Below are 12993 nucleotides of genomic sequence, written 5' to 3'. Positions count from 1 at the left end.
ATAGGGGAAGGCGAGCACCTCCGTCACGGAGGCGATCCATCCCTTCCCCTCTCTGCGGAGTCCTCATGATCACGGTGACCAGGCTGAACCATGTGCCGTTCGCCGTGAACCCGGACCTGATCGAGCGCATCAACGCCGACCCCGACACCACCCTGACGATGGTCGACGGCGTGCGCTACGTGGTGACGGAGACGATGGCCGAGGTCATCGACCGGATCGCCGGCTGGCGCGCAGAGGTGCTCGACCGCGCATACCGGCTGGGACGTCCGGCCGACTCGGGCGAAGGGAGCTGACCATGGATCTGGCATTGATCATCGGGATCGTCGCGGCCTTCGGCTCGCTGGCCACGATGGTGACGATCGAGGGGGCGAGCTTCGCGTCGCTCCTGCTGGTGGGCCCCGTCGTCTTCGTGCTCGGCGCCACCATCTCCGTCGGCATCGCCGGCGCGACCGTGAAGGACGCACTCGACTCGTTCAAGGCGGTCCCCGGCGCGTTCAAGGGCAAAAAGCCGGACTTCTCCGGCACGGTCGCCACCCTGCTCGACCTCGCCGACGTCGCCCGCCAGCGCGGACTGCTCTCGCTGGAGTCGTCGGCGGAGGAGGTCAAGGACCCGTTCCTGGCGAGCGCCCTGCAGGGTGTGGCCGACGGCGCCGACTCCGAGGACCTGCGCATCCTGCTCGAGGATCAGATCGCGACCTGGTCGAAGGCCACCCGCGTCTCCTCCACGTTCTTCTCGGCCCTCGGCGGCTACGCGCCGACCATCGGAATCGTCGGAACCGTCGTCTCGCTCACCCACGTCCTCGGCAACCTCTCCACCCCGGACAAGCTCGGCCCGATGATCGCCAGCGCGTTCGTCGCCACGCTCTGGGGCCTGCTCTCCGCCAACTTCATCTGGCTCCCGCTCGGCACGCGCCTGCGCCGGCTCGCCGAGCTCGAGGCCGAGCGCAGGCAGATCGTCGTGGAGGGTGTGCTCGCCATCCAGTCCGGCACCTCCTCGCGTGCGCTGTCCGAACGCCTCACCGCGATGGTCCCCTACAGCCCCAAGCCGAAGCGCAGCAAGGCCAAGAACGACGCGTCCGCCCCGGTCTCCGAGGCAGCGCCCGCGGTCGGGCCGTGAGCCGCGGACGTCGCAGGCCGGGCGCCGACGCACACGGCGAGGGTCACGCCAACGACGAGCGCTGGATGGCCTCCTACATGGACATGGTCACCGTGCTGATGTGCACGTTCATCGTCCTGTTCTCGATGTCGTCGATCGACGCGCACAAGTTCAACGAGCTGAAGAACTCGCTCCAGACCGGCTTCGGCGAGAAGGTGAGCCAGAAGGTCGACACCGCCAAGGGCGTGATCGTCGCGGCGAAGGACGCCGAACCCACCCCGGTGCCGTCGTCGGCCTCCACCACTCCCCCGATGTCGCCCCTCGAAGCCGCGAAGCTGGAGGTCGCCGACCTGCGCGCGATCCAGGCGGCGATCAACGCCCGGCTGACCTCTCAGGGCCTGCAGGGCGCGGTCTCGTACACGATCGACGCCCGCGGCCTGACGATCGGCCTGATCGGCGGGAACGCGTTCTTCGACTCCAACCTCGCGACGCTCACGCCCCTGGCGGTGCAGATCATCGACAACGTCGGGCCGGTCCTGTACCCCACGTCGTACACGATCTCGGTCGAGGGTCACGCGGACACCCGGCCGGCCGGTCCGCCCTACGCCGACAACTGGGACCTCGCCGCGGCGCGCGCCATCTCGGTGCTCCGCCGGCTCACGGATGTCTCCGGCATCCAGGCGACGCGGATCTACGCCGTCAGCGACGGTTCGGCGACGGCGACGGCCACCGGGGATGCGGCCCAGCTCGCCCAGGACCGCCGGGTCGACATCGTGGTCCGGTCGGCGCAGCCGCAGGAGGTGCGCGACCTCATCCCGGGGATCGTCGCGGCGAAGGGAGCGGGCGGATGACCCAGACCATGACGCAGCCGGCCGAGCGCGAGGTGCGGCCGTACGACTTCCGCCGCCCGACCACCCTGGCCCGCGAGCACTCCCGCGTGCTCGAGCTCGCCTTCGCGACCTTCGCGCGCCAGTGGGGCACCCAGCTGACCGCGAAGGTCCGCGTGCTGTCCCAGGTGACCTGCGAGCAGGTCACGATGCACACGTACGACGAGTATGCGGCGGCGCTTCCGTCCAGCACCGCGATGGTGCTGTGCTCGATCAGCGATGTGGACCCGCGCGGCGTCATCCAGCTCCCCACCGGGGCCGCGCTGCGCTGGGTGAACGCGATGCTCGGCGGCAACCGCCCGCTCCCCCTGCTCGACCGCACGTTCACCCCGATCGAGCACGCGCTGGTCGTCGGGCTGATGAACGACGCGCTCGAAGACCTCCAGTACTCGCTCGGCCCGCTGTTCACCAACGCGGTGCGGATCGACGCCATCCAGTACAACTCGCAGTTCGCCCAGGCGGCGCCGACGAACGAGCTGATGATCGTGGCGCGGTTCGCCGCGCACGTCGGCGAGGACGTCGCGGAGGCGACGATCGCCCTCCCGGCCCGGGTGCTGCTGGAGCGGCTGGGCGAGTCGAACCCGACCGTGCAGGTCGACAACGCCAAGCAGCTGCTGCACGCCCAACTCGCGCAGGTCCCGGTCGAGGTGAGCGCCCGGCTCGCCTCCGCGTACGTGACCCCCGCGTCCGTGCTCGGGATGGCCGTGGGCGATGTCATCCGCCTGCCCCACCCGGTCAGCAGGCCGATCCAGGTCGCGGCGGGCGGCGAGCCGGTCGGCACCGCCGCCATCGGCGCCGCCGGGTCGCGCCTCGCCGTCGTCGTCACCACCGCTGAGGACAAGAACTGATGGAGAACCCCTTGATGCCCCAGAACGCATATGCCGCTGCCGCGCAGACTCTGACGCATGCCCCGTTGGGCATAGGCGAGCTCACCGTCACGGCCGCCGCCGAGCCGGCCGTGGCGCCGGCGACCGCCACGCACGCGGTCGTCGCGAGCTTCATCGGCTCGCCGTCCGCCGAGCTCGCGCTCGCCGTCCGCGACCAGGAGGTCGTCCTCGCCGAGACGGGCGGCCAGCTCGGGGTCGGCCTCGCCGATGTCCTGCAGCCCACCCTGGCGGCCGCGGCCGAACACCTCGGCTCCGGCGTGCTCGGCGACTCCCGGATCGAGGACGCCACCCACCTCTTCTCCGACGCCGCGGCGCACCGCTTCACCGTCACCGACCGGTCGGGCCAGGAGGTCGCCTGGTTCGCCATCCGCGGCGACGCGGTGCGCTCGGCGTCCTCCGGAACCACGTCGGACGTCGCCGGACGGCTGGGCCGCATCTCGAACGTCGAGATGGCGCTCACCGTCGAGATCGGACGTACGCGAATGTCGGTGCGCGACGTGCTCGGGGTCGAGCCGGGCACCGTGATCGAGCTGGACCGCTCCGCCGGGTCGCCCGCCGACATCCTGCTCAACGGCCGCCTGATCGCACACGGCGAGATCGTCGTCGTCGACCAGGACTACGCCGTGCGCGTCACCCAGATCCTCGACACCGCCGACGCACTGGTCTGACCCGTGGACACCCTCTTCACCGCGCTCCGCGTCGCCGTCTCCCTCGCGCTGATCATCGGACTCATCTGGTTCGTGCAGCGCCGGAGCGCGAAGTGGAGCAAGAAGAGGAGCAAGCGCCCGGTCACCGTCATCGGCCGGCAGTCGCTGGGCGGCAAGTCCCGCGTCGTGATCGTGGAGGCCGACGGCACCCACTTCGTGCTCGGCGTGACCGACAGCTCCGTCGTGGTGCTCAAGTCGCGCGAGCTGGACACGTTCGCGGACGCGCTCGCGGCCGAGGAGTCGATCGAAGTCCCCGACGACCTGGGCGAGCTGGACGACGCGCCGGAACTCTCCCCCACGCCGGCGCCCGCGCCGAGCTTCACGCAGGCGATCACCTCCCCCGACACCTGGCGGAGGGCTGCCCAGTCCCTCCGGACCCCGCGGTGAGCGCCGCCGCGCTCACGGGCGCGCGCCGCAGCGCAGCGCTCACGGGCGGGCGCCGAAGCTACGCCCGCCCGATCGTCCTCGCACTCCTGGTGCTGGCGGCGGTGGCCGGCATCGTGCTGCTCACCGCGGGCAGCGCTCACGCCGTCCCCACGCCGTTGCCGTCGCCGGCGCCCCCGGTCGGGCCGTCCGGTCCGGCAGGCGGTTCCAGCGGGCCGACCATCTCGATCAACGGCATCAACGGCACACCCGCCGACACGATCGTCACGCTGCTCGGCGTCACGCTCATCTCCGTCGCACCGGGCCTGCTCGTCATGGTCTCGTCGTTCACCAAGGTGTTCGTGGTGCTCTCGATGGCCCGCAACGCCCTCGGCCTCCAGTCGGTGCCGCCGAACCAGGTGCTGGCCGGGCTCGCCCTGTTCCTGAGCCTGTTCATCATGGCGCCGACCATCACCGACATCAACGTCCACGCCGTGCAGCCCTACCTCGCCGGCCACCTCGACTTCGGCGGCGCGCTCCAAGCCGCGGAGGCGCCGCTCAAGGCCTTCCTCGGCGCGCACACCCGGCAGGAGGACATCGCACTGATGACCCGCGCCGCCGGCCGCGCCAACCCGGCGAACCTCCACGCCGTCCCGCTGACCACGCTCGTCCCCGCGTTCGTCATCTCCGAGTTGCGCGCCGCCTTCATCATCGGCTTCGTGATCTACGTGCCGTTCCTGGTGATCGACCTCGTGGTCTCCGCCGGGCTGATGTCGCTCGGCATGATGATGCTCCCGCCCGTCATGGTGTCGCTGCCGTTCAAGATCCTGCTCTTCGTCCTGGTGGACGGCTGGGGCCTGATCATCCAGTCGCTCGTCGCGAGTTACAAGTAGGGGGCGACCGTGAACTCCGCCGCCGTCCTCAAGATCGCCACGCAGGCCCTCCTGCTGATGGCGCAGCTCGCCGCGCCGATGGTGCTGACCGCGCTCGCCATCGGCTTCGCGGTGTCGCTCATCCAGTCGATCACCCAGATCCAGGAGGTCACCCTCTCGTTCGTGCCGAAGGCGATCGGCGTCTCCATCGCACTGATCGTGTGCGGTAACTGGATGATCGAGCAGCTCGTGACGTTCACGCAGTACCTGTTCCAGCAGATCCCCACGTTGCTGGGGGGCTGACGATGAACATCCCCATCGACCTGAGCGCGATCGAGGCCACCGCGCTGGTCTCGGTGCGCATCCTGCTGTTCGTGCTGATCGCGCCGCCGTTCTCGTACCAGGCGTTCCCGCTGCAGATCAAAGGGATGCTCGCCGTCCTGCTCGGGATCGTCGTCGCGCCTCAGGCGGCGCAGCACTACTCCCCCGGTTCGACCGGCCAGTTCCTGCTCGACTTCGTCGGCGAGGCCGCGACGGGCGCCGTGCTCGGCTTCCTCGTCTACCTGGTGTTCTCCGCGATCGAGTCCGCCGGGTCGCTGCTGGACTTCTCCGGCGGCCTGCAGGCGGCGCAGCAGTACGACCCGGCCGCCGACATCAACGCCGCCCAGTTCTCCCGGCTGTTCCAGATGACGGCGCTGGCGCTGCTGTTCGTCAGCGACGGCTACCAGCTCGTGCTCGGCGGCCTGGTCCGCTCGTTCACGGCGGTTCCGCTGACGATGTCGGTCGACTGGAGGTCGATCACGCAGACCCTGTCCGGCTCGGTCACCCAGATGCTGCTCGCCGCGCTGCAGATCGCGGGCCCGATCATGGCCGTGCTCTTCGTCGCGAACGCCGCGCTCGGCCTGCTCTCGCGGGTCGCTCCCGCCCTCAACGTCTACTCGCTCGGGCCGCCGGCGCTGGTCCTCCTCGCCGTCGTGCTGTGCGCACTCGGGATCGTCGCGCTCCCGATGATCGTCCAGGCGCTCGCCGGGCAGGCCGTCCACGCGATGGGAGGCCCCTGATGTCCGCGCAGGAACGCACCGAGCAGGCCACGGAGAAGCACCTCAAGTCGGTGCGCTCGAAGGGACAGCTGCAGAAGGCCCGTGACCTCCCCGCCTGGCTGTCGGTCGGCGTCGCGACGGCGTTGATCCCGATGATCATCGCCAGTGCCCAGCAGGCCGCCGAGTCGCAGATCTTCGCGTTCCGCGACATCATCCGCGACCCGACGCCCGCGAGCGCGCTCTCCTCGCTGGGCACCGGTCTCCTGTCGGTGCTCGGCACCGTCTGGCCGCTGCTCGTCGTCGTCGCGCTGACGGTCATCGCCGCGACGGCCGCGCAGGGCGGCATCCACCTCAAGAAGCTCAAACCGCACTTCGAGCAGTTCGACCTGCTCAAGGGCATCCGCAACATGTTCGGCGCACGCAGCGCGTGGGAGCTCGCCAAGACCCTCGGGAAGGCCGCGCTGGTCGGGATCGGCCTGTATGTGGTCATCCAGGGGCTGATCCCCCTCGTCCTCCAGACCGGAGGGCTCTCCGTCCCCGCGCTCGTCGCGACCGCGCAGGGTGCGATGGGCTCGCTGCTCCAGCTCGCGATCGGTGGCGGCCTGCTCTTCGCGGCCATCGACCTCGTCGTGGTGCTGCGCCGCAACCGCACGGCGAGCCGGATGACCAAGCGCGAGGTCAAGGACGAGCACAAGAGCGCAGAGGGCGACCCGATGATCCGCGCGCAGCGCCGTAGCAGGCAGCTCGCCATGAGTCGCAACCGCATGATCGCGGCCGTCGCGGACGCGAGCGTCGTGCTGGTCAACCCGACGCACGTCGCCGTGGCGCTGAAGTACGAGCCGGGCGCGTCGGCGCCGAAGGTGGTCGCGAAGGGGGCGGACCTGATCGCGGCCCGCATCCGCGAGGAGGCCCTGGCGAAGGGCGTGCCGATGGTCTCCGACGTGCCCCTCGCCCGGGCGCTGCACGCCGCCTGCGACCTCGGCCAGGAGATCCCGGCCGAGTTCTTCACGCCGGTCGCGCACGTTCTCGCGTTCGTCATGGCGCTGAGGCGGCGCGGCGGCTCCCTCGCCGACATCCACACTCTGCCTGCAGCCACGCGGGCGCGCACTCCGATCGACACCAGGAGGCTGGCCCACTCGTGAAGAACAAGAACCTGTCGCTCCTGGCCGTGCCGGTCGGCGTCGTCGGCATCGTGCTCCTGCTCGTCGTCTCGATCCCGGCCTGGCTGCTCGACACGCTGATCGTCGTCAACATCGCGTTCGCGCTCGTCGTGCTGCTGACCACGATGTTCGCGCGCAAGCCGCTCGACTTCTCGGTCTTCCCCTCGCTGCTGCTCATCGCGACGCTGTTCCGGCTGGGGCTCAACGTGGCCTCCACCCGGCTCGTGCTGGGCCAGGGCTACGCCGGCCAGGTGATCGAGACGTTCGGCAACGTCGCAGTCGGCGGCAACATCATCATCGGCGCCGTCGTCTTCCTCATCCTCGTCGTCATCCAGTTCGTGGTCATCACGAAGGGCGCCGAGCGCGTGGCCGAGGTCGGCGCCCGGTTCACGCTCGACGCGATGCCCGGCAAGCAGATGGCGATCGACGCCGACCTCAACGCCGGACTGATCACCAACGCCCAGGCCAGGGAGCGCCGGGCGGAGGTCGCGGCCGAGTCGGACTTCTACGGCGCGATGGACGGCGCCTCCAAGTTCGTCAAGGGCGACGCGATCGCCGGCATCCTCATCATCGTCATCAACGTGATCGGCGGCATCGGCATCGGGATGCTGCAGAACGGCATGCAGATCACCGACGCCCTGAACAAGTACACGCTGCTCACCATCGGCGACGGCCTCACCGCGCAGATCCCGGCGCTGCTCATGGCGGTGTCCACCGGCATGATCGTCACGCGGTCCGGCGCGGACTCCGACATGGGCTCGCAGGCCGGCGCGCAGCTCACCCAGTCCCGGGTCGCGCTGGCGATCGCCGCCGCCGCCGCCATCGCGCTCTCGCTCATCCCCGGCATGCCGATGATCCCGTTCCTCGCGGTCGGCGGCATCCTGATCTGGGCCTCCCAGCGCATCAAGGCGCGCGCGACCAAGGCCGCCGCCGAGGCGCGCGCGAAGGCGGTCGCCGAGAAGACGACGGGCGCGAGCGACACCACGGACGACCTGCTGGAGCACATGCGGGTGCACCCGCTGGAGATCCAGCTCGCCACCGACCTGATCGACATCGTCTCGGGAGGCTCCGACGACCTGCTCGGCCGGGTGCGCGCTTTGCGGCGCAAGCTGGCGATCGAGCTCGGCATCGTCGTCCCGCCGGTCCGCACGCGCGACAACGGCGAGCTGCCGTCGGCCACGTATTGCATCACGGTGGCCGGCGTGGAGGTCGGCCGCGGCCAGGCGCCGCGCGGCAAGGTGCTCGCCCTCGGCGACGACCTCGCCGCGCTCGCCGGAGTCGACACGATCGAGCCGGTGTTCGGCCTCCCCGCCAAGTGGATCGCCGCCGAGCTGCGCTACACCGCCGAGCTGTCCGGCGCCACGGTCATCGACCGCGTCTCCGTCGTCGTCACGCACCTGTCGTCGGCGGTCACCGCCAACGCCGCCCGCCTGCTGTCCCGCGAGGACGTCCGCGTGCTCACCGAGGGCGTGAAGCGGGTGAACCCCTCCGCGGTCGATGAGCTCGTGCCCGCGCTGCTCAGCCTCGCGGAGGTGCAGCGCGTTCTTCAGGGGCTGCTCGCCGAGCGGGTGCCGATCAACGACCTCGCACGCATCTACGAGGCGCTCACCCTCCGCGCGAAGGTCTCGCTCGAACCGGAGGGACTGGTCGAGGCCGCCCGGCTCGCTCTCGGCGCCGCTCTCTCCAACCCGTACGTGGACGACGGCACCCTCCGCGTCATCACCCTCGAGCCGATGCTCGAGCAGGCCATGCTGGAGGGCCAGCGCCAGACCGAGTACGGCTCGCAGCTCGTCCTCGATCCCCCCGTGCTCGAGCAGGTCCTCACCGAGGTCCGTTCCGCCGCCACCGAGCACGAAGGCGCCGTGCTCGTCTGCGCTCCGCAGCTGCGCCCCGCGGTCCGCCGGCTCATCGCCGCGCAGGCGCCCGCCCTCCCCGTCCTGTCCTACAACGAGGCCACCACCTCCCCGGCGCCCATCGAAACGATCGGAGTAATTCGAATTGTCACCCCGACTCTGGCCTCATAACGCCTGGCGTCCGAAGAAGGACCTCCACGAGCTCGCGCCGTCCGACGTGATCGCCGGCCTGCTGGCCGACGCCGACGAGCAGGAGGTCCGCTTCCAGCACGCGAACGCCTCCTCGCAGTTCGAGGAGGTCATGGAGGAGATCATCGCCGAGACCGATCCCGAGGCGCTCGTCCCTGCGCGGTACCTGCCCGTGCCGGTGGAGCCCACCACCATCGTCATCGACCCGGCGCCGGTCCCCTCCCCCGCCCTGCGTCCCGAGCGCTTCGAGGAGCCGACCCGCCCGGCGCCCCGGCTGGCGACGAACCCCGGCGACCTCGTCTTCGTGTTCGGCCTCCGGGAGGACGCCCTGACCGTCGCGCGGGCGATGGCGCTGGCCACCCCCGCGATCGAGGTGGCCGTGGCCGGCACCGTCGGTCGTACCGGCTCCCGCCACGTCGGCGGCCGCCGGGAGGCTCTGCAGGCGCGGGCGGACGGCGTGCGGCGCAACGGCTCGACCATCGTCGCGATCGGTGTCGGCGAAGCCCCGGCGGACGCGTCCCGCTACGCCGGCATCCTCCACGACGTGGTCCCCGATCAGGTCTGGATCGCCGTCGACGTCACCCGCAAACCGGAGGACACACGGGTCTGGGCGAACCTGGTCGCGGAGGCCGGCGGCGGTGTCGACGCCATCGCCGCGATCGGCGTCGCGTACACGACGACGCCGGACTCGACCTCCTTTTTGGGGGTACCGGTCGGGTGGAGCGACCGTTGAGTTTCTCCACCTGTGGATAACTCTGTTGAAAACGGGTGGAACAACTGCCCTCAGGTGTGGAGGACACGCCCGAGATTAGAGGGCTCTCAGATTGGCTTTCAGGTTGATTTGGCAGCTGATCTGCATTTTTCGTAGGATTATCGGGAATTCGAAGAGACCTTCGAAATTACATCTTCGTAATTCACACGGTGTGCAACCCTGTGGATGATCATGTGCGAAACGCCCCCGGATTAGGGTGGGACGTGCCCATTTTCGCCGAGCTCGCGCCCACCCTCCTCGGGGTCGCCGTGCTCGCGCTGCTGGCGACCGCCGTCCTCGCCGCGTACCGCGTGCCGCACCGCTGGGCCCCGGCCCTCGCGATCCTCCGCGGGGCCGCCCAGCTCGCGATCATCAGTGTGGTCCTCGCCGGCGTCATCACCGATCCGGTCTGGGTCGCGCTGGCCCTCCTGGTCATGTTCGGCGTCGCGGCGGCGACCGCCACGCACCGCATCGGCTGGTCGGGGGAGCACGCGCTCATGATGGGGACGGCGATGCTCACCGGCGTGGTCGTCTCCTTCTCCGTCGTCTTCCTCACCGGCGCGATCGAGTTCTCGGCCCGGTACGCGCTCGCCATCGGCGGCATCGTCATCGGCAACTCGATGAGCATCGCGACACTCTCCGGCCGCCGGTTCACCGAGGCGGTCGACGACCACTGGGACGAGGTGGAGGGCTGGCTGTCCCTCGGCGCGACGCCACGGCAGTCGACCCTGGAACAGGCGAGGGGAGCGGTCTACTCGGCGCTGATCCCGTCCGTCGACCAGACCAAGACGACGGGGCTCGTCACGCTGCCCGGCGCGTTCGTCGGCGCGATCTTCGGCGGGGTCTCGCCGCTGGAGGCGGGCCGGTTCCAGGTGGTCGTGCTCGCGGCGATCATGGCGGCAGGGTCGATCACCGCGGTGATCGTCGCGGCCTGGCTCGCGCCGGTGCGGGTCCGCCCGGCACGGCTGCGCTGACCGCGGGGATCGGGCGGCCCGATGGGGGAGTGGGCGAGGGGTCGCGTGCCCGATAGGCTGGATCAATGCTGGTATTGACCCGGAAGGTCGGCGAGCGCGTGCTCATCGGGGACGACATCGTCGTCACGATCCTCGACGTCCGCGGCGACGGCGTGCGAGTCGGCATCGAGGCCCCGCGCGGCATCCGCATCCAGCGCGACGAGGTGGTCAAGGCCGTCACCGAGGCCAACCTGGAGGCGACCGCCCCTGCCGTCGGGCCGGACGACGCCGAGACCCTGATCAAGCGGTCGCTCGGGCTCTAGCGGTCAGCGCCGCGGCGTCCACCCCGGCGGGAGCGGGAACTCCAGCGCCGCGCGCTCGCGGTCGGCCTCCGCGGACCAGCCCTGCGCCGCGCCCTCGGCGTCGAAGCCGCCGCGCGCGACCCGGAAGCCGAGGTCCTCGTGCCGGGTCCGCGGCGAGCCGCCGCGCCGCACCGACGCCCGCACGCTCCAGGCGTCGTCGGCGAACCCGCCGCCGCGGAACACCCGGTAGTCGTCGTAGCGGGCGGGGTCGAGGTAGTCCCAGCACCACTCCCACACGTTCCCGAGCGTGTCGAACAGGCCGTTCAGGTTGGGCAGCCTCCCGCCCACGTCATGCGGTGCGGCGAGGCCGTCGGCGCTGGTCCAAGCCACCTCGGCCAGCGGCCCGTAGTGCGGTCCGGTGGAGCCCGCGCGGCAGGCGTGCTCCCACTCGGCCTCGGTCGGGAGGCGGTAGCCGTCGGAGTCGACGTGCCAGGTGACATCTTCGCCGTCGACGGAGTACGCGGGGTCGAGGCCCTCCCACTCGGACGCCGCGTTGCAGAACCGGACCGCGCGCAGCCAGCTGATGCCGGTCGCCGGCCGCCGGGGATGCGTCGCGGGCTCGCCGATCAGCTCGGCGACCTGCTCCTCCGTCACGGGGAACACCCCGATCTCGAACGACTCCAGTTCGACCGTCCAGCGCCGCTTCAGCCGGGCGTCGTGGAGCTGCACCGCGCCGGGCGGGATGTACGCCAGGTCGATGTCCGCGCCTTCCACGGGTCCCACCCTGGCACAAACGCCGTGCCGAATCCTCAGAATGTCTCGCAGCGCCGGTACCCACGCCTTGCATGCTCCCCGGAGGAACGCGATGATGCGGTCATGCCCGACTTCCGCCGCGTCCTCGACCTGGTGGACAGCCGCGGGGGCGCGTCGTGGCTCACCGTCGTCCGCGGAGGGGAGGTCGTCCTCGACCGCCGCGTCGGCTGCGATCGCGACGCACTGTTCTACACGTTCTCGGTGAGCAAGCCCTTCGTCGCGCTCGCCGTCCATCTGCTGGCCGAGCGCGGGATGCTGCGGCTCGACGACCCCGTGGCCGCGCACTGGCCCGCGTACGCGCGCGGCGGGAAATCCGACATCACCATCCGGCACGTCCTCACCCACCGTGCCGGCGTGCCGTACTCGACCGGCACGCTGCTCGGCGACACCGTGCGGATGACCGACCCGCGGCGGTCCGTGGCGGCCGCGGAGGACGCGCGTCCGCGCTGGGCCGCGGGTGAGGTCGTGGGTTACCACGTCCTGAGCTTCGGCTTCATCCTCGGCGAGCTGGTGCGCCGCGTCAGCGGGACGCCGGCCGAGCAGTTCATCGCCGAGAACCTCCTGCGCCCGGCCGGGCTGACCGAGACGACCCTCGGCCTCCCGGACGCGGCCGCCGGCCGGGCCGTCCCGCTCCGCGCCTTGAGCGCTCCCGAGCGGGCGAGGACCCTCCTCTTCAACCGGCCGCGCACCCGCGCGGTGCCGGTGCCGGCCGCGGCGGTGAGCACCAACGGCCGCGAGCTGGCCGAGTTCTACCACCTGCTGCTGGCGGGAGGCGACGGCGTCCTCACGCCGGAGACCATCGCCGCGGCGCGGGCCGTCTCCAGCGACGGCGAGCCCGACCGGATCATGGGCCACCCGGTGCGCTGGGCGCACGGCTTCCAGCTCGGCGGCCCGATCGGTCTGGCCCGGCCGACCGGCTCCCGGGCCGACCCGCGCACGTTCGGTCACAACGGCAGCAGCATCTGCAACGTCTGGGCCGACCCGGCGCGGGACATCGTGCTCGCCTACCTGACCAACACCGCCGACGAGCGCCGCCGCGCCCTCCGCCACCTCAGCGACGTGAGCGATGCGGTACTGGTGGCGTGCGATTGAGCGGGTCCAGACTTCTCGCAGAGACACT

Annotated in this window: 16 protein-coding genes; 15 read left to right on the top strand and 1 reads right to left on the bottom strand. The window is 70.9% G+C overall.

Going from position 1 to position 12993, the window contains the following annotated elements; all coding sequences use genetic code 11:
* Positions 1-65 precede the first annotated feature (65 nt).
* The 14 genes from ACFRFH_RS05350 to csrA all read left to right on the top strand — a co-directional run bounded on the left by ACFRFH_RS05350 (position 66) and on the right by csrA (position 11081).
* Positions 66-293: a flagellar FlbD family protein gene (locus tag ACFRFH_RS05350; protein WP_382461966.1), complete on the top strand. Its 228-nt coding sequence runs from the start codon at positions 66-68 to the stop codon at positions 291-293.
* Positions 294-295: 2 nt separating this feature from the next.
* Positions 296-1117, top strand: a complete 822-nt coding sequence (locus tag ACFRFH_RS05345; RefSeq protein ID WP_382461965.1) for a motility protein A — start codon at positions 296-298, stop codon at positions 1115-1117.
* The gene (locus tag ACFRFH_RS05340) at positions 1114-1947 is read left to right on the top strand and encodes a flagellar motor protein MotB (protein WP_382461964.1); all 834 of its coding nucleotides are present in this window, start codon (positions 1114-1116) and stop codon (positions 1945-1947) included. Before ACFRFH_RS05345 ends, ACFRFH_RS05340 begins: the two co-directional genes overlap by 4 nt.
* Positions 1944-2831: a flagellar motor switch protein FliM gene (locus tag ACFRFH_RS05335; protein ID WP_382461963.1), complete on the top strand. Its 888-nt coding sequence runs from the start codon at positions 1944-1946 to the stop codon at positions 2829-2831. Before ACFRFH_RS05340 ends, ACFRFH_RS05335 begins: the two co-directional genes overlap by 4 nt.
* A gap of 14 nt (positions 2832-2845) precedes the next feature.
* On the top strand, positions 2846-3538 hold the full coding sequence (gene fliN / locus ACFRFH_RS05330; protein ID WP_382461962.1) for a flagellar motor switch protein FliN: 693 nt from the start codon (positions 2846-2848) through the stop codon (positions 3536-3538).
* A gap of 3 nt (positions 3539-3541) precedes the next feature.
* Positions 3542-3964, top strand: a complete 423-nt coding sequence (locus ACFRFH_RS05325) for a FliO/MopB family protein (protein ID WP_382461961.1) — start codon at positions 3542-3544, stop codon at positions 3962-3964.
* 71 nt (positions 3965-4035) lie between these two features.
* On the top strand, positions 4036-4833 hold the full coding sequence (fliP, locus tag ACFRFH_RS05320) for a flagellar type III secretion system pore protein FliP (protein WP_382462732.1): 798 nt from the start codon (positions 4036-4038) through the stop codon (positions 4831-4833).
* A gap of 9 nt (positions 4834-4842) precedes the next feature.
* Positions 4843-5115, top strand: coding sequence for a flagellar biosynthetic protein FliQ (locus ACFRFH_RS05315; protein WP_185275712.1), 273 nt, complete (start codon positions 4843-4845; stop codon positions 5113-5115).
* A 2-nt stretch (positions 5116-5117) separates the two neighbouring features.
* Positions 5118-5873, top strand: a complete 756-nt coding sequence (locus ACFRFH_RS05310) for a flagellar biosynthetic protein FliR (protein WP_370055329.1) — start codon at positions 5118-5120, stop codon at positions 5871-5873.
* The gene (locus ACFRFH_RS05305) at positions 5873-6994 is read left to right on the top strand and encodes a flagellar biosynthesis protein FlhB (RefSeq protein WP_382461960.1); all 1122 of its coding nucleotides are present in this window, start codon (positions 5873-5875) and stop codon (positions 6992-6994) included. Before ACFRFH_RS05310 ends, ACFRFH_RS05305 begins: the two co-directional genes overlap by 1 nt.
* A complete protein-coding gene (locus ACFRFH_RS05300) occupies positions 6991-9036 on the top strand; it encodes a flagellar biosynthesis protein FlhA (RefSeq protein WP_382461959.1) in 2046 nt (681 codons plus the stop codon). The genes ACFRFH_RS05305 and ACFRFH_RS05300 overlap by 4 nt, the downstream gene beginning before the upstream one ends.
* Positions 9011-9787, top strand: coding sequence for a hypothetical protein (locus ACFRFH_RS05295; protein ID WP_382461958.1), 777 nt, complete (start codon positions 9011-9013; stop codon positions 9785-9787). The genes ACFRFH_RS05300 and ACFRFH_RS05295 overlap by 26 nt, the downstream gene beginning before the upstream one ends.
* 242 nt (positions 9788-10029) lie before the next feature.
* Positions 10030-10779, top strand: a complete 750-nt coding sequence (locus ACFRFH_RS05290) for an ABC transporter permease (protein ID WP_382461957.1) — start codon at positions 10030-10032, stop codon at positions 10777-10779.
* A gap of 65 nt (positions 10780-10844) precedes the next feature.
* A complete protein-coding gene (csrA, locus tag ACFRFH_RS05285; RefSeq protein WP_382461956.1) occupies positions 10845-11081 on the top strand; it encodes a carbon storage regulator CsrA in 237 nt (78 codons plus the stop codon).
* A gap of 3 nt (positions 11082-11084) precedes the next feature.
* Here the strand turns inward: csrA and ACFRFH_RS05280 are convergent, their stop codons facing one another.
* Positions 11085-11834, bottom strand: a complete 750-nt coding sequence (locus ACFRFH_RS05280; RefSeq protein ID WP_382461955.1) for a formylglycine-generating enzyme family protein — start codon at positions 11832-11834, stop codon at positions 11085-11087.
* Between the two features lie 102 nt (positions 11835-11936).
* Here ACFRFH_RS05280 and ACFRFH_RS05275 point away from each other — a divergent pair, with 102 nt between their 5' ends.
* Entirely contained in the window at positions 11937-12965 is a 1029-nt protein-coding gene (locus ACFRFH_RS05275) for a serine hydrolase domain-containing protein (RefSeq protein ID WP_382461954.1), read from the top strand.
* Positions 12966-12993: the final 28 nt, after the last annotated feature.

Source organism: Leifsonia sp. NPDC056824 (assembly GCF_042789575.1).
Taxonomy (GTDB): domain Bacteria; phylum Actinomycetota; class Actinomycetes; order Actinomycetales; family Microbacteriaceae; genus Leifsonia.
This window is presented reverse-complemented; position numbering and strand designations above follow the sequence as displayed.